This window comes from Picosynechococcus sp. PCC 7117 (assembly GCF_001693275.1).
Classification (GTDB): domain Bacteria; phylum Cyanobacteriota; class Cyanobacteriia; order Cyanobacteriales; family MRBY01; genus MRBY01.
Map to the genome: position 1 here is coordinate 234,559 of NZ_CP016482.1, position 18,683 is coordinate 253,241.

Annotated in this window: 19 protein-coding genes, 2 pseudogenes and 1 CRISPR repeat array; of the genes and pseudogenes, 14 read left to right on the plus strand and 7 right to left on the minus strand. The window is 42.8% G+C overall.

The window, feature by feature from the left end; translation table 11 throughout:
* The first annotated feature begins 94 nt into the window (after positions 1 to 94).
* From csx18 to AWQ22_RS16145, 6 genes are all read left to right on the plus strand, one after another.
* Positions 95 to 391 (plus strand): CRISPR-associated protein Csx18, encoded by a 297-nt coding sequence (gene csx18, locus AWQ22_RS16120; RefSeq protein WP_065711991.1) that lies wholly within the window; start codon positions 95 to 97, stop codon positions 389 to 391.
* Positions 388 to 1,374, plus strand: a complete 987-nt coding sequence (cas1, locus tag AWQ22_RS16125; RefSeq protein ID WP_065711992.1) for a CRISPR-associated endonuclease Cas1 — start codon at positions 388 to 390, stop codon at positions 1,372 to 1,374. Before csx18 ends, cas1 begins: the two co-directional genes overlap by 4 nt.
* Positions 1,374 to 1,652 carry a CRISPR-associated endonuclease Cas2 gene (gene cas2, locus AWQ22_RS16130; protein WP_065711993.1) on the plus strand — a complete coding sequence of 93 codons (279 nt, stop codon included), beginning with the start codon at positions 1,374 to 1,376 and terminating at the stop codon, positions 1,650 to 1,652. The genes cas1 and cas2 overlap by 1 nt, the downstream gene beginning before the upstream one ends.
* A gap of 178 nt (positions 1,653 to 1,830) precedes the next feature.
* Positions 1,831 to 2,620: direct repeats of the CRISPR family, unit length 36 nt; unit sequence GTTTCTCTTTACTTGAGAAGCTAATAGATTGGAAAC.
* A 220-nt stretch (positions 2,621 to 2,840) separates the two neighbouring features.
* Positions 2,841 to 4,901, plus strand: coding sequence for a DNA phosphorothioation-associated putative methyltransferase (locus AWQ22_RS16135; protein ID WP_065711994.1), 2,061 nt, complete (start codon positions 2,841 to 2,843; stop codon positions 4,899 to 4,901).
* Between the two features lie 168 nt (positions 4,902 to 5,069).
* Positions 5,070 to 5,390: a type II toxin-antitoxin system HigB family toxin gene (locus tag AWQ22_RS16140; protein WP_065711995.1), complete on the plus strand. Its 321-nt coding sequence runs from the start codon at positions 5,070 to 5,072 to the stop codon at positions 5,388 to 5,390.
* A 140-nt stretch (positions 5,391 to 5,530) separates the two neighbouring features.
* Positions 5,531 to 5,950, plus strand: coding sequence for a type II toxin-antitoxin system HigA family antitoxin (locus tag AWQ22_RS16145; RefSeq protein ID WP_065711996.1), 420 nt, complete (start codon positions 5,531 to 5,533; stop codon positions 5,948 to 5,950).
* Between the two features lie 119 nt (positions 5,951 to 6,069).
* Here the strand turns inward: AWQ22_RS16145 and AWQ22_RS16150 are convergent, their stop codons facing one another.
* A complete protein-coding gene (locus AWQ22_RS16150; RefSeq protein WP_157094673.1) occupies positions 6,070 to 6,306 on the minus strand; it encodes a hypothetical protein in 237 nt (78 codons plus the stop codon).
* 83 nt (positions 6,307 to 6,389) lie between these two features.
* On the opposite strand from AWQ22_RS16150, the gene AWQ22_RS16155 reads away from it, so the two are divergent.
* The 3 genes from AWQ22_RS16155 to AWQ22_RS16165 all read left to right on the plus strand — a co-directional run bounded on the left by AWQ22_RS16155 (position 6,390) and on the right by AWQ22_RS16165 (position 9,158).
* Positions 6,390 to 7,286, plus strand: coding sequence for an HNH endonuclease (locus AWQ22_RS16155; protein WP_065711998.1), 897 nt, complete (start codon positions 6,390 to 6,392; stop codon positions 7,284 to 7,286).
* Between the two features lie 24 nt (positions 7,287 to 7,310).
* Positions 7,311 to 8,020 (plus strand): IS1 family transposase gene (locus AWQ22_RS16650; protein ID WP_397428282.1). Its coding sequence is split into 2 segments (ribosomal slippage): positions 7,311 to 7,596 and positions 7,596 to 8,020, totalling 711 coding nucleotides; the frame shifts between segments, so codons are not numbered across the junction.
* Positions 8,021 to 8,117: 97 nt separating this feature from the next.
* Positions 8,118 to 9,158 (plus strand): competence protein CoiA family protein, encoded by a 1,041-nt coding sequence (locus AWQ22_RS16165; RefSeq protein ID WP_157094674.1) that lies wholly within the window; start codon positions 8,118 to 8,120, stop codon positions 9,156 to 9,158.
* On the opposite strand, the gene AWQ22_RS16170 is transcribed toward AWQ22_RS16165, so the two are convergent.
* Together AWQ22_RS16170 and AWQ22_RS16175 are read right to left on the minus strand one after the other, a co-directional pair.
* Positions 9,155 to 9,538, minus strand: a complete 384-nt coding sequence (locus AWQ22_RS16170; protein ID WP_065712000.1) for a 3'-5' exonuclease — start codon at positions 9,536 to 9,538, stop codon at positions 9,155 to 9,157. The genes AWQ22_RS16165 and AWQ22_RS16170 overlap by 4 nt on opposite strands.
* Before the next feature lie 7 nt (positions 9,539 to 9,545).
* A complete protein-coding gene (locus AWQ22_RS16175; RefSeq protein ID WP_065712001.1) occupies positions 9,546 to 10,688 on the minus strand; it encodes a UvrD-helicase domain-containing protein in 1,143 nt (380 codons plus the stop codon).
* A 73-nt stretch (positions 10,689 to 10,761) separates the two neighbouring features.
* On the opposite strand from AWQ22_RS16175, the pseudogene dndC reads away from it, so the two are divergent.
* From dndC to AWQ22_RS16190, 3 genes and pseudogenes are all read left to right on the plus strand, one after another.
* Positions 10,762 to 11,799: pseudogene (gene dndC, locus AWQ22_RS16180) on the plus strand (DNA phosphorothioation system sulfurtransferase DndC); the annotation flags it as partial.
* Between the two features lie 196 nt (positions 11,800 to 11,995).
* On the plus strand, positions 11,996 to 12,517 hold the full coding sequence (locus AWQ22_RS16185; RefSeq protein ID WP_084449090.1) for a DUF2442 domain-containing protein: 522 nt from the start codon (positions 11,996 to 11,998) through the stop codon (positions 12,515 to 12,517).
* Between the two features lie 12 nt (positions 12,518 to 12,529).
* Positions 12,530 to 12,715: pseudogene (locus AWQ22_RS16190) on the plus strand (AAA family ATPase); the annotation flags it as partial.
* Between the two features lie 40 nt (positions 12,716 to 12,755).
* Here the strand turns inward: AWQ22_RS16190 and AWQ22_RS16195 are convergent.
* The 3 genes from AWQ22_RS16195 to AWQ22_RS16205 all read right to left on the minus strand — a co-directional run bounded on the left by AWQ22_RS16195 (position 12,756) and on the right by AWQ22_RS16205 (position 14,724).
* Positions 12,756 to 13,502 (minus strand): M48 family metallopeptidase, encoded by a 747-nt coding sequence (locus tag AWQ22_RS16195; protein ID WP_065712004.1) that lies wholly within the window; start codon positions 13,500 to 13,502, stop codon positions 12,756 to 12,758.
* Complete coding sequence (locus tag AWQ22_RS17015; RefSeq protein WP_198166568.1) at positions 13,495 to 13,740, minus strand: hypothetical protein; 246 nt, start codon at positions 13,738 to 13,740, stop codon at positions 13,495 to 13,497. The genes AWQ22_RS16195 and AWQ22_RS17015 overlap by 8 nt, the downstream gene beginning before the upstream one ends.
* Positions 13,741 to 13,830: 90 nt before the next feature.
* Positions 13,831 to 14,724, minus strand: a complete 894-nt coding sequence (locus AWQ22_RS16205; protein ID WP_065711926.1) for a tyrosine-type recombinase/integrase — start codon at positions 14,722 to 14,724, stop codon at positions 13,831 to 13,833.
* Between the two features lie 109 nt (positions 14,725 to 14,833).
* Between AWQ22_RS16205 and AWQ22_RS16210 the strand changes: the two genes are divergently transcribed.
* Positions 14,834 to 15,292, plus strand: a complete 459-nt coding sequence (locus AWQ22_RS16210) for a double zinc ribbon domain-containing protein (protein ID WP_065711927.1) — start codon at positions 14,834 to 14,836, stop codon at positions 15,290 to 15,292.
* 207 nt (positions 15,293 to 15,499) lie between these two features.
* Here the strand turns inward: AWQ22_RS16210 and AWQ22_RS16215 are convergent, their stop codons facing one another.
* On the minus strand, positions 15,500 to 16,363 hold the full coding sequence (locus AWQ22_RS16215; protein ID WP_065712006.1) for a WYL domain-containing protein: 864 nt from the start codon (positions 16,361 to 16,363) through the stop codon (positions 15,500 to 15,502).
* 96 nt (positions 16,364 to 16,459) lie between these two features.
* On the opposite strand from AWQ22_RS16215, the gene cas3 reads away from it, so the two are divergent.
* Positions 16,460 to 18,643, plus strand: a complete 2,184-nt coding sequence (gene cas3, locus AWQ22_RS16220; RefSeq protein ID WP_065712007.1) for a type I-D CRISPR-associated helicase Cas3' — start codon at positions 16,460 to 16,462, stop codon at positions 18,641 to 18,643.
* Positions 18,644 to 18,683: the final 40 nt, after the last annotated feature.

Here is an 18,683-nt window from a genome sequence, read left to right on the forward strand (position 1 = left end):
AGCCGAACGGGGCTGATCTAGGAATTTATTGACTTTATAAATGACCTCTTAGGTTCAGCATAGTTTTGTTCTAATATGCTTGGAGTTTCAGGCGATGTATCTTTCTTCCCGCGCCATTTTTGTGCGCAATTTTGCTGCTGCTCTAGTCAATGGTGCCATCACCCTGATTATTCTGCTCATTGCTCCCTTGGGTTTAGCGGCAGTGATCATGAATACTTTTTTGGTGGGTCTGTCTACATTTTTGGTTTGTAGTGCCATGGATCTTGTCAGTGCTTGGCTACTGGGAGGCGCTACACCACCCCAATCCCTAGGTGCCACGCGTCGAGGAGATCTGACCCAAACCCATCGCCAAAAAGATATTTATCCTTATCGCGATCGCCACGACCAATGAGAACGCTCTACGTGTCAGAGCAGGGTTGTTATGTGCGTCTACGGCAGGAATATCTCACTGTGTGGCGCAAGCAGGATTGTTTAACTGAAATTCAGTTGCCCCAACTTGAGCAGGTGTTGATTTTTGGGAAATCTCAGCTCTCAACCCAAGCGATCCGGGCCTGTTTATGGCGGGATATTCCCATTGTCTTCTTATCTCGAATGGGATTCTGTTACGGTCGCATCATGGCCCTAGAGCGGGGTTATCGTCATTTATCGCGTTATCAGCAAGCTCTCGCGCCAGTGGATAAGTTGACCGTCGCCCGTGCGATCGCTGGGGCCAAGCTTCAGAACAGTCGAGTTATCCTCCAGCGGCAACAGCGTAAACGGCCTCTGGAACCTGTGGCCTTTGCTATTGAGACCTTGGGTTATTTACGCCAACAGATCTCCATGGCCAATTCTGTAGAACGGATTATGGGCTTAGAAGGGGCAGCGGCAGCGAGTTATTTTAATGCTTTGGGTTATTGTCTACGCAATGAGGCTTTTCCTTTTATGGGGCGATCGCGGCAGCCACCACTAAATCCAGTCAATGCTTTACTCAGTTTTGGCTATCAAGTGTTATGGAACCATCTATTTACGCTCATCGAAATTCGTGGTCTAGACCCCTATCAAGGCTGTTTACACCAGGGTTCAGAACGCCATGGGGCTTTGGTTTCGGATCTCATCGAAGAGTTCCGCGCTCCCCTTGTGGATAGTTTGGTTTTGTATCTCGTGAATAAAAACATCATTAAACCGGATCATTTTATCTATCGAGATGGAGGCTGTTTTTTGAATCAAGCAGGACGCAAGGTTTATCTCTCAACTTTTGTGCAGCAGATGGAAACAACTATTTCCCTAGAGGATCGTCAGGAACCGCGCTGGCATCTGTTGACGCGGCAAGTTCGTGCTTACCAAAATTTTGTTTATCGTCCAGTGTTGGGTTATGCGCCTTACGAAATTCGTTAATGTTTTATCTGGTCGCCTATGACATTAGTGATAATAAGCGGCGCAAAAAGATCGCGGATCTGCTGGAGGGTTATGGAGTGCGCGTACAATATTCTGTTTTTGAATGTCATCTGTCACCCAAAAAGTATAAAGAGTTGAAAAAACGACTTTCGCGTTATTACAAAGAGGATCAAGGGGACAGTTTGCGGTTTTATCCGATTTCGAGTCATACTCTTTCCCAGGTGGAAATTTGGGGGTTACCTTCTCTGACCGATCCACCTTCGTCAATGATTATTTAGCGACCGATTTGGAAAATGGCTGAAACAGTATTAACTTCGTGCAATTGCTCGAAAGCTTACCTGGCAAAGGTTTTAGGGATTTTTTTCTGGCCTTTTCTGTTGGAGCCTGGTAAAATTTTGCTATCGGTCGCAAACGCTCGCTGGAGTCCTCTCCGGACAAGCGTTTGAAAGACCAACAGTTTCTCTTTACTTGAGAAGCTAATAGATTGGAAACGCTTAGAATTTGACCAGTTGGTCAATAAGCCATTGCGTTTCTCTTTACTTGAGAAGCTAATAGATTGGAAACAATACAGAACCCTTTTCTGTTCCTTTACATCGTCATGATGTTTCTCTTTACTTGAGAAGCTAATAGATTGGAAACTTAGTACACATTGAATATGGAGGTATCAACATGTACTTACGTTTCTCTTTACTTGAGAAGCTAATAGATTGGAAACCCATTGTTACAGTGCAACAAGTTGATTACATCTGTGGCAACAGGTTTCTCTTTACTTGAGAAGCTAATAGATTGGAAACTCAGTAACAGCTGTGTCTAGTAGATAGTGTCTGTAGGTATGTTTCTCTTTACTTGAGAAGCTAATAGATTGGAAACTTAGATTTTCTAGAAGAAAATTATCAATTTAATTTAATAAGTTTCTCTTTACTTGAGAAGCTAATAGATTGGAAACTTTTCAAGTATTATGGATGGACGAAAGATTTAGATATGAGTTTCTCTTTACTTGAGAAGCTAATAGATTGGAAACCGGTCGAGCTCGTCCCAGTCCACCGGGGTCGAGACCGGTGTTTCTCTTTACTTGAGAAGCTAATAGATTGGAAACAGTTTGTAGATAGGTTCAATCTCTACATCTTCAAAGAAGTTTCTCTTTACTTGAGAAGCTAATAGATTGGAAACCTCCTGCAGGTCTTTAACTTGTTGTTGGAGTTGGACAAGAGTTTCTCTTTACTTGAGAAGCTAAATTCGATTATCATAAGCTTACTAAAATCGCTGAAACTACTGCTATACATAGATTTCAGTGGAAACATCTCAAAATTACCGTAAGCTTAGACTATTTTTTGTCTACTTTTAAATTCATTCTATCGCCGGGGATCATTGCCCCATAAGCTTTTCAGAGGATCTGGTATCGTGAACTACTGGTAAATTAAGCCCACAGTCTATGATGAGTATGCTGTAATCCAATTTTGCGCACCATGATTCGCGAGACTTTTCACTTCGCCACGGTTCAATCCCAGTTGCAGCAGCTACCCTTCGGGAAAAAATTACCTACAGCCCTCTATCTCCACATTTCTGCCCTCAAGTATTTGCCTCCTGAGTTACAAGACTATGAGGCGATCGCCCGCTCTCTGTTCCCTGATAAAACTTTCCCCATTACCCTGATCAAGTTCAATACCAGCGAACCGAAAGTTTCCTATCTGGACTACCCCGATTTTGATATAGACCCCCATCCAGCCCTCAAACAAAGTATTCAGGTCAACTTGGGAGTAGGTAGCTATCAGGTGCGGCAATATGGCGATAATCCGCCAATTTTGCATCGTAAAGAAACCTTTGTCCATCCCACCTATCCTCACTACGCAACCTTTACCCAATTGACCCAAGCTGAGGAAAAACTAGGTTTACTGGCCGACTCCCACAACATTGGCTATCAGCAGCAGTGGGAGAAGAAACTACAACATTTTCAGGTCACAATCAAAGACCATCGACTACTTGAGATTAAGGATTCTGAACAACAATCGCCTAAGATTGATCGCCATAAGGCTGCAATAATTCGGCGGCAGATGTCCCGTCCTGTGCGATCGCTCCTTGAAGCCAACCTTCTCACCGAGGGCATGACCTTCTTTGACTATGGCTGTGGCCATGGAGAAGACCTGAAATTTATTGCCGAGAAAGGATTTCAAGTACAGGGATGGGATCCCTTTTACAAGCCTGATAACGAGAAAAGTCCAGCAGATGTCGTCAATCTCGGCTATGTGATCAATGTGATTGAAAATCCCGCAGAACGGCGGGAGGCATTGGTTAAAGCCTGGGCATTAACCCAAAGAATCCTAGTAGTTTCCGCCCAGGTGCTGATTGCCGATGGCGGCTATGGTCAGGTGGCCTATGGCGATGGGGTAATTACCAGTCGCAATACGTTTCAGAAATACTACGACCAAGAAGAGCTGAAACTTTACATTGATCAAGTGTTGGGGGTTGATGCGGTTCCGGTGGCATTGGGAATTTACTTTGTCTTCCGGGATGAAGCCCAGGCAGAAACCTTTCGAGCTTCGCGCTTTCGATCACGGGCAACAACCCCTAGGATTCGTCTTTCAGTTAAACGGTTCGAGGATTATCAATCACTCCTACAGCCCCTGATGACCTTCATCACCGAACGGGGGCGCTTACCCAAAAAAGGAGAACTGCCAGAAGAAACAGCTATCTGTGCAGAGTTTAGAACCCTAATCCGTGCCTTTAAGGTGATTGAACAGGCGACGGATGCAGAAGAATGGCAGCGAATTGCCGAACAGCGCAAGTCTGATATTCAGATTTATCTAGCTCTCTCGAAATTTGCCAAGCGGCCAAAGTTTAGTCATTTAGACCCCACTCTACAGACCGATATCAAGGTTTTGTTTGGGACGTATAAGCAAGCCTGTCTACTTTCAGACATGATGCTGTTCAGTTTGGGAGATTTGCAAAACCTAGCGGATATTGCCCAGGAAAGTAAAATCGGTATTTGCTCGAATAAGGCATTGTTGGTGCATATCAGTGCCCTCGAACAGCTTGACCCGTTACTGAGGCTCTATGAAGGCTGTGCCAGTCGAACAGTGGGACGGTTAGAAAATGTGAGTTTGGTGCGATTTTATCTCCATGAGCCGAAGATTGCTTATATTTCTTGTGCTGATTTTGATGATGATCTTCATCCGCGTTGGCAGATAGCAATGCAGATTGGGTTACAGGATCTGAAGGTGCGGTACAAAGAATATGACCCAGATTTTGCTCCGGTGGTGCAACGCAAGGATCGCCTAGTGGGTCAGGATTATCCCCGCTACGAAAAGTTTGCCAAGCTCTCCCAACAGGAGGAGGATTGGGGCTTACTGGAAAATTGGTCAGAGATTCAGCTTTGGTCAGGTTGGCAGAAGGTATTACGGGAAACGGGTGTTGAGTTTAAGGGTTCTCGGTTGCAATGGCGGCAGGATGCTGATTCCTATCAACAGAAAATTGTGAAGTCGCGGATTCGCTCTCGACAGCGGCAACGACAGAAGGAAAAGGATAATTGATTAGGCGATCGCCAACACCGAAAATTCCTCGAAAAAATCGATAAATACTTAACTCTATAATTACCATTGCCAAAAACTTCGCAAAACGCTAAGATTTAGACGTGGCAATAAACCACAACCAAGGAAAGCAGATGATGGCTGTCAACCCCACCTTGGATAATGTTGCCTATGCACATCATCTCGAAAACTGCCCTGAAGCAATTCTGGGAAAAGCATCCAAATGCCAAAGCGAGCTTAACGGCTTGGTACAAAATTGCCAGCCATAGCAAGTGGAAACATTTAGATGATGTTCGTCAAACCTTTCCCCATGCAGATCTAGTTGGGCAACTAACTGTATTTAACATTGGTGGAAATAATTATAGGCTCATCACCAAAATTGTCTTTCCTACAAACGAGAGTAATATTGGCCGAGTTTATATTAGAGCTGTGTTAACCCATGCAGACTATAGCAAAGGTAATTGGAAAAAGGATTCATGGTTTAAATCATAAATCTAATTTCCTAAAAGATTAAGGAATAGCTAATTTAGACAAAATCTTAAAATCATCTTGCTTTCCTTTTAAGGCACTTAGTTCTTCGTATTAATCTTTGTCAAAAACAAAATTACCTTATTTAGTATAAAATCATTTCTATGACCCATACATACTTAGAATTAATTCAGTCTTTTCCTCCCCGCCCCATTCACTCTGCAACAGACTTTGAGGCAACTCAAGCAGTTGTCAACAATCTGCTGGATAAAGAGCTATTAACTGCTGACGAAGCAGACTATTTAGAAGTTCTAGGTACTTTGATCTACGACTACGAACAGCAACAAGAAGATCTTATTCCTGACATTTATGGTGTAGAGCTTCTGCGTGTTTTAATGGAAGAACGTGAATTGAAGCAAAAAGATCTCGTGTCAATTTTTAAAACGGAATCGATTGTTTCTGCGGTATTAAACGGCAAGCGACAGCTAACAACTCGCCATATTCAAGAATTGGCGGCATTTTTCCATGTTTCTCCGGCTACGTTTTTCCCGGCGAACTTTTCTGAAAATTTTCTTGCGGCCTAAATTAAACGAATATCTAGAAATATAAAGTCAAGCCCTGAATATCTTTATTCTGAAAAACTAACCCTAGAGAAATTAGAAAAACATGGTGTGGCTGTCGCTATTTACAATGGTAAAGATAATCACCAATCTCGGAAATTTTGCAGGTGTGTGAGGCTGTCGGCTGTGGCGATCGCCTTGTTCCTCATAGTCCTACTTGAGTGATCGCCGCTGTTGGGATTATCGGTGATGTAGGAGTGAACGTTGTAAAAGTGACAGTAGTAATAAGCCTCTTCTTCTTTCAGCCACGTAAACCCCACGCCGCAATAGTCCCGATGGCTCTGGGCAATGTACCAGTATCGCTCTACATATGCCGCCACCCTCTCCGCCAGTTCATAGCCAAATTTTTTATTATCCATCCTTGCAACTGGGTAAAATGGTCTTAGTGTGAAGCGTGCGAGATATGATTAAAGATGTAGCCTACTACCAGCAAAAGTTTAAGAAGCTACGGGTTGATCGTTCGCGGGGGACTGCTCCCCATCAGCCGATCATGTTGTTATCGGTGATGGAGCAAATTGAACAGAAACACATCACAGTTAATCGCATCTATCCTAACGCCAGTTTAATCGCAACGTTCTCGAAATATTGGAGTTATCTGGCTGGGGAAAATCACCGCAATAGTATGCATTTGCCATTTTTCTATCTGAAAAGTAGTAAGTTTTGGCACCTAAAAGTTAAGGCGGGTTTGGAAACGGCGATCAAGGGTTTCAGACCAAAAAGTGTGAATACTCTCACGGCTCTGATTGATTATGCTTATCTCGATCCAGAGTTGTTTGACTTGCTGCAAAATGTCGGCGATCGCTCAGTTTTAATTCTGACATTATTAGAAAAATGGTTTCCCGATAAACAAGATCAGATTAGAAAATTATTTCAGATTGATGCTTTTAAAGATTTTCAAGATCGATTAAGGGAATCGGGCGGCAAAGTTTACGATGTCAGTGACGATGAAGTAAAAGACGACAACCTTGTGATTGTACGGGATACAGCATTTAGGCGAAATGTGGTCGCAAACTACAATTATCAATGCTGTTTTTGTGGAATGCGCGTTTTAGACTTGAAAGGTCAAAACATTGTAGATGGTTCACACATTAAACCTTTCTCAGAATTTAGAGATGATCGCTTTGATAATGGTTTATCTCTTTGCAAAAATCATCACTGGGCTTTTGATCGTGGCTGGTTTAGCATTGATGAAAAATATCGAATTATCGTTAGCAAAGATCTAGACGAAATTACACCATATAATCGAGCAATAAAAGATTTTGGTGGTACTAAAAGGGTAATGACGGTTTTGTTAAGGTAGAACGGAAGTCATTGACTCCGACCCATGCCTCAATGTCCCAGCTGTCAATCCCAACATACAGTCAAAAATGGGCACATCCACAACGGTAAACAGCGCTTTCTCTGCAAGCAATGCGGTCGTCAATTCGTGGAACATCCCACCAATAAACTCATTGATGCTGAAACCCGCGCTCTGATTGACCGTCTGCTTTTCGAACGTATTTCGATGGCCGGCATCGCCAGAGCTGTTCAAGTTTCTGAACAATGGCTGCAAAATTACGTCAATATGAAAGCAGCACAAGTACCAAGAAGGGCCAAGGTTGTCCCCAAAAAAAGGGGTCTTTAAAGGTGCAGTGTGACGAACTCTGGTCTTTTGTTGACCACAAAGGCAATAAACAGTGGGTCTGGCTGGCCCTTGACGTTCAAACCCGGGAAATTATTGGTCTGCACGTTGGTTGCCGTGGTCGAGAGAGTGCAAAAGCACTGTGGGCGTCATTGCCTGGGGTATATCGGCAATGTGGAGTCTTCTACACGGATGAGTGGGAAGCCTACCGTGGCGTATTCCCTTCAAAGCGTCATCGGGTGGTTAGCAAACAGAGTGGTAAAACCAGTTATATTGAGCGCTTTAATTGTACTGTGAGGCAAAGGATGTCACGGTTTGTGAGACGCAGTCTAGCCTTCTCCAAGTGTGTATTTAATCACATTGGACTATTGTGGAATTTCATCCATCACTACAATTCCTCATTACCCCTTTAGTACTACCAAGATTTTAAAGGCGAAAAAATTTCTCTACCTAATCAGAGTATTTATAATCCTAGGATTGATTCCCTAGAGTGGCATCTCAACAACATATTTGGCAGATAATAAAATGATAAAATACCGATTTGCAAAAGGAAGCGACAATCAAATTATTGACATTAATGACCTAAGTCGAGAAACAAAAAATACTAGTAAATCTTTTTATTGCTTAGGCTGTAATAACGAGATCATTCCTGTTTTAGGAGAAAAGCGAGTCAAACATTTTCGTCATAAGCATGTCGAACAAAATTGTAGTCAAGAAACTTATTTACATCACCTTTTAAAGTATTTATTCTATGATGTTTATAGTAAGTTTCTTGAAAGTCAAGAACCTTTTTTGATTGAGATAGACGTTTCAAATCAGTGTACTCATTATCAAGAAGAGTTTTGTCAAGCATGCCCTTGGGGCACTTCACGTAAAACATTTGATATAACAAAATACTTTAAATCGATTGCGTTAGAAACAAAGCTTGACAATTTCATACCGGATATTTTATTAAAGTCATCCAATAATGATTACATTTTTGTGGAAATAGCTGTCACACATAAATGCGATGAAAAGAAAATTGACTCTGGATATAGAATTATTGAAATAAATATTGAAACGGAAGAAGAGTCTGGTCAAATCCTACAGAAGTACATACGAGAATCCGAAAAAAATCTCTTCTATAATTTTAAGCGAGATAATTTTGGAGACTTTTGCAAGGGAGATTGTATACAAAAACCAGAATCCACTTCTAGTATTGCAAAATATCAAATATTTGTCGTTTATCAAAATGGCTCTGCAATTTTGTGGTCAAGAAACTTTGATGAGTTTCAAGGTTTAAAAAAATCAAAAACTATTGCATACACAAAACTAGTACCTTTTGATTTTACAAAAGAGGACAAGCGAGAATATATCAAGGAAGTCTATTTTAAAGAGCTTGATTCTGCTGTTAAAATGGATATTACTATTAAGAGTTGTTTTTTATGTACTTACAACATTACCGATCATTCAAAATCCGATGAAACGATTTTTTGTGGAGTGATTAACAGTCGAATAGAAGATAAGGTTGCTTTACAGTGCCCACATTTTAGCCCTAAAACATTATCTTAATGCAGGCTTTCCAATAAGTTTTTTGGCGTATTTACTAAAAACAAGACTTTTTTTGCCCTCGTAAGAGCAACATATGTAAGATTTAATTCTTGCTCTTTTTCCCAGTCTCTCATATTTTCCCACGAAAAAGGCATTTGATCACTTAATAGTAAGAAAACACGATTGCTCTCTATCCCTTTTGCCTTATGAATCGTAGAAAGAGTTACTTCACCTCTACCCTGCTTAAATAAGCTAAGTATATTATCTTGTAATTCTTTTACGGATCTAGCTTCTGGAAATCCTTCATAGCATAGATTAATTCCTCTGCAATAATCTTTAATTTTTTCGATTTGATTGTTCGAATTAGAAACATGCTTTATCTGCTCTATTTTGTTCTTCAAATAAAGTCTAACAAAATCTTGTATTTTTATTTATAGCTTCTATTTCAAATAAAATTTCAATCATTGCATCGGCAACATTTTGTCTTGTAATTGATGCAGGAATTTTTCTTGAAATCAAATCTAATGCTGTTCTAATGAGAGGATAATTAAGTCTACATAAAACTAGATCAGTTGTTTGAATTTTACTCAGCATTTCGTCCTCATCTATCTTTTTGACAAATCCATATATTACATCAGGTGCGGCTTCAATATGTGGAACAATATCTTTTGACAGTTTAATATGAGATTTAGGACATCGATAACAAATACTTAAAGGGAATCGCTGAGCACCTGTAACTTTTTGAATATTTTTGATGCTCTGAGAATCTGCACCTGAAAAGCCATATATGGCTTGTTTTTCATCACCTACAAATATGATTCTGCCATTCTTAGAGCAAGACTTTAAAATCAAATCAAGAGATGCTTTATTTAAATCTTGAGCTTCATCTACAAAAATCCATTCATATTGTTGTGGTTTCAGACTCCAGTAATAAGGAAGCCAAACCATGTCAGTATAATCGATAACTCTTTCAATCCTAGCTATTTCTTCACCTCTGTCGATGATTTCTCGTACATATGGCAAGAAGATATCGAGATATTCTGTCTCAAGAGAAAAGTGTTCTATTAAATCTTGAATTTCCTGAGTATTATCAGGATTAGTCAAAGTCATTCGAATATATTTGATAAATTCTTCTAGCTCCGTAAACATCTTGTTCTTTTTGATATTCTGCTCATTTTTAGAGAATTGAGCTAGATATGCTTGTAAATCACCTTCTATCGCATAGTAAAAATCTCTTTTAACCAATGCGGAATATTTGTATTGCTCGACGGGCTGAATTCTCCCCTTTAAATATCTGCTTATACATCCAAAACCGATGGAATGAACAGTTTTTATATCTGAATTGTGATGCGATATTTTGTGTGAAATTTCTTGTTGTATATGCTTGTTAAAAGCACAAAATAAAATCCTTTTGTTGTAAATTAATTGAGATGCTTTAATTAATGTTGTGGTTTTTCCACTGCCAGCCACTGCTTCGATTAAGGCGTGTCCATTTCCGTTTTGTACCCAATTAAAAATAGCCCGTTGATACTGACTAGGAGCAAAATTCATTATCTGTTTCAGTGATTTAGATCAATGTTGAATGATCGTATCAAGAAATTTAGAGTTGGTGTAGTAGCTTTGCCTTTCTCCCAATGCCAGCCTACCCAACTCATTGATCTATAGCCCCATCGAAGACTGGACAAACGACGAAGTATGGATTTACCTCAACCAATTTCCAAACCCTTGGGGACACGACAACAAAGAACTTTTTACCCTGTACCAAGGCGCAACCGCCGATAACGAATGCCCCCTCTTCATCGATACCAGCACCCCCAGTTGTGGCGACTCCCGCTTTGGCTGTTGGGTTTGCACCATGGTCGATCAAGACAAATCTATGACCGCCATGATCCTCAACGACGACGACAAAGCATGGATGGAACCCCTCCTCGATATCCGTAACGAACTCGACCTAAAAGACGATGGCGATCGCCGCGATTTTCGTCGGATCTGGGGAGGCGTACAAATCTTCGAGCGCAGACAAGAGGACGGTACAACCAAACCCGCCCCGATCCCCGGTCCCTACACCAAACAATGGCGGGAACATTGGCTTAGACGAGTCCTCAGTACCCAGACCGAACTGCGCCGCACCGCCCCCGAACCCATGCGCGACATCACCCTGATCGACCTCGAAGAACTCCACGCCATCCGGCAAATTTGGCTCGAAGAAAAACACGAATTCGACGATAGCCTCCCCCGCATCTACCAAGAAACCACGGGCGAATCCTTCCCCCTCGCCGCTAGCGAAAGTAGCCTACTCGGTTCCGAAGAATGGGACGTACTCACCGAGATTTGCCAAGACGACCCCATGCACCTCGAACTCATGGCAAGCCTCCTCGACACCGAACGGCAATACCGCACCATGAGCAAACGCATTGGGATATTTGATGCCCTCGAAAAATGTTTCGATAGCAGTTCCCGCACCGAAGAGGAGGCGCGCTGCGAAGCAGATCCCTGCGAGATCGCCCAGGCCCAACGGCGCTACCAAGCCAAACGCGCCCTCAATGACCCCGAAGAATTTAAACGAATTTTGCAGGAAGACGACCCAGCTCAACTCGACCTTACCCAGGTCAAACCCCAAACCAGCAGTTGGGCTGCCGCTAAGTTTGGAAAACACATATAAAAATTTCCTATCTTGGAAGAGCTAGGACTCGGCTCGAACCCTTCCCTGTCGTTCATCGCATTTTCCTAATATAAGGAAAATAGCAAAAAGCTGATTATGTAGTGCTACTGAAGGCGATCGCCTACAATAAAAAACCTAAGCAGTTCGGTTTTTAACACTAATGTCCAAAACCAACAATACCCATTGGAGAAATGGCATGACATCCACCGAAACTAAATGGCAAAAAGACTTTTCAGAGGAAGCCCTCGCCGCTGGAATTGCCCAAGCCAAAACCGCTGCCCAACAAGCTGAAGCCACCGAACCCTGTGCAAAAAATGCCTATTACGACGGCGATCGCCAACTGCTAGTGATTGAGCTAACCAACGGCGCGATCTTTAGTTTTCCGCCCCACCTTACCCAAGGATTACAACAGGCAACCCCCGAACAACTCAATGACTGTTGGCTCGATGCCTCAGGACGGAGTATTCACTGGGAAAGCCTCGATGTGGATTTTAGTATCGTTGGACTGATGACCGGGATTTTTGGTACTCAAGCGTGGATGCAAGAAATTGGTCGTCGCGGTGGTCAGGCTAAATCACCGGCAAAACGAAAAGCTGCCCGTGCCAATGGCAAAAAAGGTGGTAGGCCCCTCAAAACGGCCACCATTGAAGATCTATTTTTTTCCAGCGACATTCTTCAATCCTTTAACCACGCCGAACTGGATGGTGATCGCCCTTAAACTCCACATTTTATGATTTTTAAAACCTTGATCCTTGAAAACTTTGGCCCCTATAGCGGTAGACAAACCCTCGACCTGACCCCTACTGAAACTAGCCCGATTATCCTCATTGGTGGTATGAATGGCGGCGGCAAAACGACCCTAATGGATGCCCTGCGCTTGGTACTCTACGGACAGCAGGCCCAATGCTCTACCCGTAGCTTGATTTTATTGCTTATGCTCAGATAGCTAAATACCTCTAGGATTTTGGTAATTCGGTTTGAGCTAATTTCTGTTTGCGTTGTTCCCAGTCTGGTAGGCATTGACTGAGGAGTCGCCAAAACTTTTTGCTATGGTTCATCTCTCGGAAATGACAAAGTTCATGGATGATGACGTAATCAATGCAGGAGGGGGGAGCCTGGATCAGGTCAAGGTTGAGGTTAATATTGCCTCTGCTGCTACAGCTTCCCCAACGGGTACGCATAGGACGAATTTTAAGATTGATGGGGCGATCGCCTAAATCAAGAATATGTTGTGTTTTTTTGATGCACTCTGCTAAATGTCGCTGAAAGAGGAGTGTGGCATGGTCTTTATACCATTGCTGTAATAGGGCTTTGATATGGTCTCGATTGGCGGGGTCAGGGACAATGATTTGAAAATATCCCCCTTGGAGTTTGATGCTGTTGCTTTCCCCTTGGGTAATATTCAGGCGGTATTGGCGACCGAGATAATGGTGAATTTCGCCGGAGATATATTGGCGTTTGGATGGGGGAGCTGGGAGCTGGTCTATTTTTCTGAGCGTCTTATCAATCCAGCGGTTCCGTTTCGCGAGTAGGTTATCGATGTCGGTGAGGGCGACTTTGTGGGAGGCGTGGACAACAATGCTTTTGTCAGGATGGATAGAAATTTGCAGGGTACGGCGATCGCCTCGTTTAAGGAGATAGGGCAGGGTTTCACCATAGAGGGAGAACTGTCGTTTTTCTTCAGTAATGGGTGCTTTAGGCATCAGGTAAACGAATGATAGCAGTGGCGACGTACCTATCGAGGATATCGTCGATTTCGTCGAAATTTAGTTTGATGTTGTATTGGTCGAGTTCATCAAAGAGCAGGTTTTCGCTTTTTTGTTTTATGCGGTTCTGAACATCGCCATTCTTCTGCAAGTTGATAATGCAGTTGTGCTTCGTAAATGTCATCAATGGCGTTGGCGATCGCCTGGGGGAATTAAGGTCACGGGTGTTTATCAAAGAGTATATAACATACTCTTTGTCTTTAAAGCTTAACTAAGCGTTTGTGACTCAATATTGCTCTTTTATTATTTAGTTTGTCGTTAATGGTTAGTTTGAAGCTTGGGTAAGCACTGCTAAAGCTTCTTTGGCAATGGTCTCTGCTCTCTGAGATGTCACCTTTTGGTAGCGTAAGGTTGTCTGGATATTTTCATGGCCCATTAGGGCTCTCAGGGTTTCAATACCCATCAACCCGACCCGCTCGGTGGCAAAGGTATGGCGCAAATCATGGAACCGGAGGCCCTGGAGTTGGGGTTCTCGTTGGGTCATGGTGCGCCAATCGCTGTAGGCGGTGCGATAACTGAGGCGACTAACGGCTTTTGTTAAGGGTTGTTGGGCGGTAAACAGGGCTGGATGCTCTGGATGGCGATAGTACTTTAAATAAATCCCCAGGCTTTCATCGACATCTGGACTGTAAAAACACCAGCGCTGTTTGTTTCCTTTACCAACCACCTGGAAGCGACGTTCCTGTAAATCCACTTGGTCATAGTCCAGGGACAATAATTCGGCAATGCGGGCCCCGGTGCGGTGGAGTAAGCGCACAAGACACTGGAGACGGGGCTGCTGGGCGGTGGCTTGGTAGAGAAGTTGGAGTTGGTCTGGGGTCAGGTAACGGATCGTCTGGTCGCTGTGGTATTCGCCTTTGTTTGGATTAGGTTTGCGTCGGGGCAGACGGGCCAGGGGATTGGTCACTAAATACTGCTGCTCAACGGCAAAGTTCAGTAGGGATTGGAGAATGGCTTGGTGGCGACGGTGGGTAGTGTAGCTGAGGTGTTCTAATTGTTGGAGATAATCCTGTAAGGTCTTGCGGTCGAGGTGGGTAATGGGCCAAGCACCATAGTCTGCTAGCAGGGGTAGCAGGGCTGTTGTGTAGGAACGCACTGTGCTGGGGGCCAGTCCTGGCCGTTCTAGAAATTCTGTGGCGACGGTGGCAAGGGTAGGCATTATCTCTAGTCTTAAAGCTAAACTCTAGGGTAGAAAAATAAAGTAGGCTAAAAGTAGCATATTAAAGATATTTAGATAAATGCTAGTTGATATAAAAAAGTAAAGAATTATGGATAAATTAGAAGCGCTAATAACACCGCAATCTGACGAGTCTTTGGGGAACTATGTTCAGCGTCAACGGCGACGGTTAGGGCTCACCCAAAGGGAAGTGGCTTTAAAGGCAGAAATTCATCCCCAGAGTTATGGGAAGGTGGAACGGGGTCAAACAGTGCAACTTAATCAGCGCACGCAACGGGGATTGGCCTATGCGCTCCAGGTGCCGGAGGAATATTTAGAGGCTTTAAGTCGCGGCATTGCGGTGGAGGTGGAGAAGCAACAGGCGTTGCGGTTTTGTCCCCAATGTTGGACGCCAGGGTCAGCACCGGATCCATTATGGTTGGTCTTACGGGCACAGTATTGTTTTGCTTGCGGGACGAAGTTGCAGAGTCGCTGTCAGGGTTGCCAACAGCCAATCACTTCTTTAAAACATCGTTTTTGTCCCTATTGTGGTAAACCTTATAAAAGTTAAGTCAATCGCCCTGCTTCCCAGGCGTGACCAGCAATGGGTTATGCTTCGTCGCGGTAGTAGGCAACTTTTTGCTCTAGGCGGGCGATCGCCTCGGTGAGGAAAGGATAAACTTCACATTCATCGGTATTGTCGTTCTGAAACATGAGTTCACCAACAAAATGCTCTGGATAAAACTCTCTAGTTTGCGCAACTTTGTCAGAAAGAATATCAATGTTTTGGGTTATACATTTGATAGAGTGCCTCAAGATCTTGTTTAAAAAGATCACTGATAGATTGAGGGGCAATAATCTTACAATCTTTCCCATAAGGTAAAATTTCCCGAAAAAACCAAAAGGTGCTGGTTACCTGGCGGATGACTTGACGCGTTTTAGGGAGCTCTGGATGCCAATCATTATGGACATCGGCACTTTTCCCTTGATAAGCAAAAGCCAATCCTCGATACAGGTGTAGTTCTACAGAAATGCTATCGAGGTGCGATCGCCATTTTTCATTGAGGGGACTGACGGCAGCATCCTGAATCCGGTCTAAACGCAAACTCCAATTGTGTTGCAGTTCAGGTAAATCAAGATTTCCTTCCGTTTCCGTTGCCCAACAGTCAAGGTATTGGCGTTTTTCGTGGGTAACGATTTGAGCGTGATGGATCGAGAAACTCCAAATTCGCCCTTGGGCATCTTGATAGGACAACTGAAAGGGTTTTTGACGACGAATAAAACTATCAATGCGCTGTCGCCATGTTGGGAGAGGCTGTTGTAAGAATTTTTCGATTTCTCGTTTTAAGGCAATGTCTTTGAGTTCACCTCGTTCGCTTAAGATCTGGGCAACGGCGATCGCCTCATCTATCTGCCCCTGATCAATTAAAAAAGTCCGGATGCGCTCCAAGACATTAATTCGCTCTAATTGCCAATCGTTATTCGGCGCGATTTTTAGCTCCCGTTTGGCAATCTGCTTGATGAGCTTAGAGATATTCGGGCGATCGCCCCATACACATCCATATTCCAGAGCTAACTTTTCAAGCGCCGCTTTTTCCCGCTCTAGGAGTGACAGCGTAATCGACTGACCTTTACGACCCATATTTGTACGTACATTTTATTCTTTTTTGTACTTTCACTTCTGATTTTTACAGTTAAGATAGGAATCAACAAGGATTTACGTACACTTTCTGCGGCAATGTCTAATTATTCGATTACTCTGAAACCCGTGTTTTCTGCTCCGGCGGATAGTTTGCCGCAAGGTTTGGCATTGCCTGATGGTTGGTCATCCTTGGCTTGGCATCAGAAAGAAACATTAGATGCGCTGAATAATCCTGAGATCGATGTGGTTTTTAATGTGGCGATGACGGGAGATGGTAAAAGTTTAGCTGCTTATTTAAAATCCCTGACTAAAAAGTTATTTTCTGTAATCGCACTCTATCCCACTAATGAATTAGCACGAGATCAAGAATCACAAATAGAAAATTATATTGAACTATTTCAGTCCAAACCTAAACCTCGATGCCATCGACTTAGTGGAGAACTTTTAGAACTTTATGCAGAGAACGAAGAGATAAGAAAAAGCGAAGCAATTAGCAGTCAGTTGGGTCAATCAGAGATCGTGATGAGTAATCCTGATATATTTCACTATATTCATCGGGGAGCTTACTTAACTCCTTACGAAAACCGTGATAAGTTGTGGGGAAAAATTGGTTTAGATTTTGATGTACTTATCTTTGATGAATTTCATGTTTTTTCTGCTCCTCAAATATCGAGCGTATTAAATACAATGCTTTTAATACGTACAACCCAGAGCTTAAATAAAAAGTTTCTCTTTCTTTCCGCAACACCAGATCATGAATTTATAGAGCGTTTAAAAATAGCTGGATTTCGCTGCCATGTTATCGATCCCAAAGAAGAAAATAAATACCAATTTCCGGTTACGGAGGCAGATCAAGCAGAATTATTAGCTCAAAATTGGCGCAAAGTTGTCAGTGAGATTAATTTACAGTTCATTGCTTTAGAGTCGAATAGTCGAGCTTCTGAGTCATGGCTTAAGGAAAATGCAGAGCAAGTTTTAGCGCAATTCTCCGAATCTGGGAGCAAAGGAGCCATCATTCTAAATTCGGTGGCATCAGTAAAACGGTTAGTTCAATTTTTTAAAGATTATTTAGAGCCTCACGGTTTGACGGCAGGGGAAAATACAGGTCTGTCTAGTAAAGATACAAAAGAAAAATCCTTAGCCTCAGATCTGGTGATTGGAACGAGTACCATTGATGTGGGGGTAGATTTTAAGATTAATTTCTTGTTTTTTGAATCCGCAGATGCTGGGAATTTTATTCAACGGCTAGGGCGTTTAGGTCGTCATGAAGGTTATAAGAAAAATAATGAGTATATTCAATTTAAATCTTTTCGGGCTTATGCTTTAGTGCCAAACTTTTTCACAGAACGCTTGTTTGACAAAAATGATGCACCTTTAACCCAGAATGAATTCTATGAGCGTCCCTCTTTTCATGACGTTATAAACACAGAATATCGCTCCATTAATCAGTTTTATTACTACTACCAAAAATGGGGTGGTTTTCAATCTTTTAAATTATTATTAGATCTAAAACAAAAACCAATCCAGAAAACCTATGAAGAGAGCGTTAAAGTTTTTGCAGAGCTAAGTCAGCGAGCATTGAATTTTAAGTTGGGTTATGTTGCCCATCAATGGAAAAAGTTTGGGCAAGAATGGCATGAGTTATCTGGCAAACAAGGTAATCCAGTGACAGAGGAAGCTTGCAGTTTTCGGGGTAAGAGTGATTTGCAATGTGGTCTTTATGACTTGACAGAAAATCACGAAGCGTCAAGTTTTAAGACCTATGGACTACCGGGGATTTTAAGTAATCTGGAAATTGAACCGATAACAGAGAAAGAGTTTCGGCGATCGCTGGATCAAGCCATCAAGCAATCTGGTCAACCCATTGCTAAGGGTCGATTTAATTACTGTCTGGCGTTTATGAAGTTAGTGCGTTATCGAGATGAGCGGCTGGACTGGAAGTTTACGTACAACGGCGATCTACTGGATCTGATTAATCGCTGGGAGGTGCAAGTGTTGTACGGCTTCGAGATTTGGCAACCAGACAACCGCTGGATCTCAGCCATCAATAAACGCTTATCCAAACAGGGCATGGTGGTTTACTTGCTACCTCGTCCGGTCTTGGAGGTGAGGGCAAGGCTACAACTACCGATGCATTTCCAGATTTATCCAATCTGCGATCGCCATAGTTGGCATGACCCAAAAGCACCGTACTCGATTGCATTCGGGCAAAGTGCTCTGTTAATCGATACCCTCGCTTACTACTTCAAGCAAGATGGAGGTAAAGCATGGATTTTTTAGGAAAACAGTCCCGTAGTCGGGATTTTTTTCGCGAGATGGC

Coding starts and splice junctions, on each gene's coding strand:
- csx18 (WP_065711991.1), top strand. CDS start 95: ATGTATCTTTCTTCCCGCGCCATTTTTGTGCGCAATTTTGCTGCTGCT.
- cas1 (WP_065711992.1), top strand. CDS start 388: ATGAGAACGCTCTACGTGTCAGAGCAGGGTTGTTATGTGCGTCTACGG.
- cas2 (WP_065711993.1), top strand. CDS start 1,374: ATGTTTTATCTGGTCGCCTATGACATTAGTGATAATAAGCGGCGCAAA.
- AWQ22_RS16135 (WP_065711994.1), top strand. CDS start 2,841: ATGATTCGCGAGACTTTTCACTTCGCCACGGTTCAATCCCAGTTGCAG.
- AWQ22_RS16140 (WP_065711995.1), top strand. CDS start 5,070: ATGCACATCATCTCGAAAACTGCCCTGAAGCAATTCTGGGAAAAGCAT.
- AWQ22_RS16145 (WP_065711996.1), top strand. CDS start 5,531: ATGACCCATACATACTTAGAATTAATTCAGTCTTTTCCTCCCCGCCCC.
- AWQ22_RS16155 (WP_065711998.1), top strand. CDS start 6,390: ATGATTAAAGATGTAGCCTACTACCAGCAAAAGTTTAAGAAGCTACGG.
- AWQ22_RS16175 (WP_065712001.1), bottom strand. CDS start 10,688: ATGAATTTTGCTCCTAGTCAGTATCAACGGGCTATTTTTAATTGGGTA.
- AWQ22_RS16185 (WP_084449090.1), top strand. CDS start 11,996: ATGACATCCACCGAAACTAAATGGCAAAAAGACTTTTCAGAGGAAGCC.
- AWQ22_RS16195 (WP_065712004.1), bottom strand. CDS start 13,502: ATGCCTAAAGCACCCATTACTGAAGAAAAACGACAGTTCTCCCTCTAT.
- AWQ22_RS16205 (WP_065711926.1), bottom strand. CDS start 14,724: ATGCCTACCCTTGCCACCGTCGCCACAGAATTTCTAGAACGGCCAGGA.
- AWQ22_RS16210 (WP_065711927.1), top strand. CDS start 14,834: ATGGATAAATTAGAAGCGCTAATAACACCGCAATCTGACGAGTCTTTG.
- AWQ22_RS16215 (WP_065712006.1), bottom strand. CDS start 16,363: ATGGGTCGTAAAGGTCAGTCGATTACGCTGTCACTCCTAGAGCGGGAA.
- cas3 (WP_065712007.1), top strand. CDS start 16,460: ATGTCTAATTATTCGATTACTCTGAAACCCGTGTTTTCTGCTCCGGCG.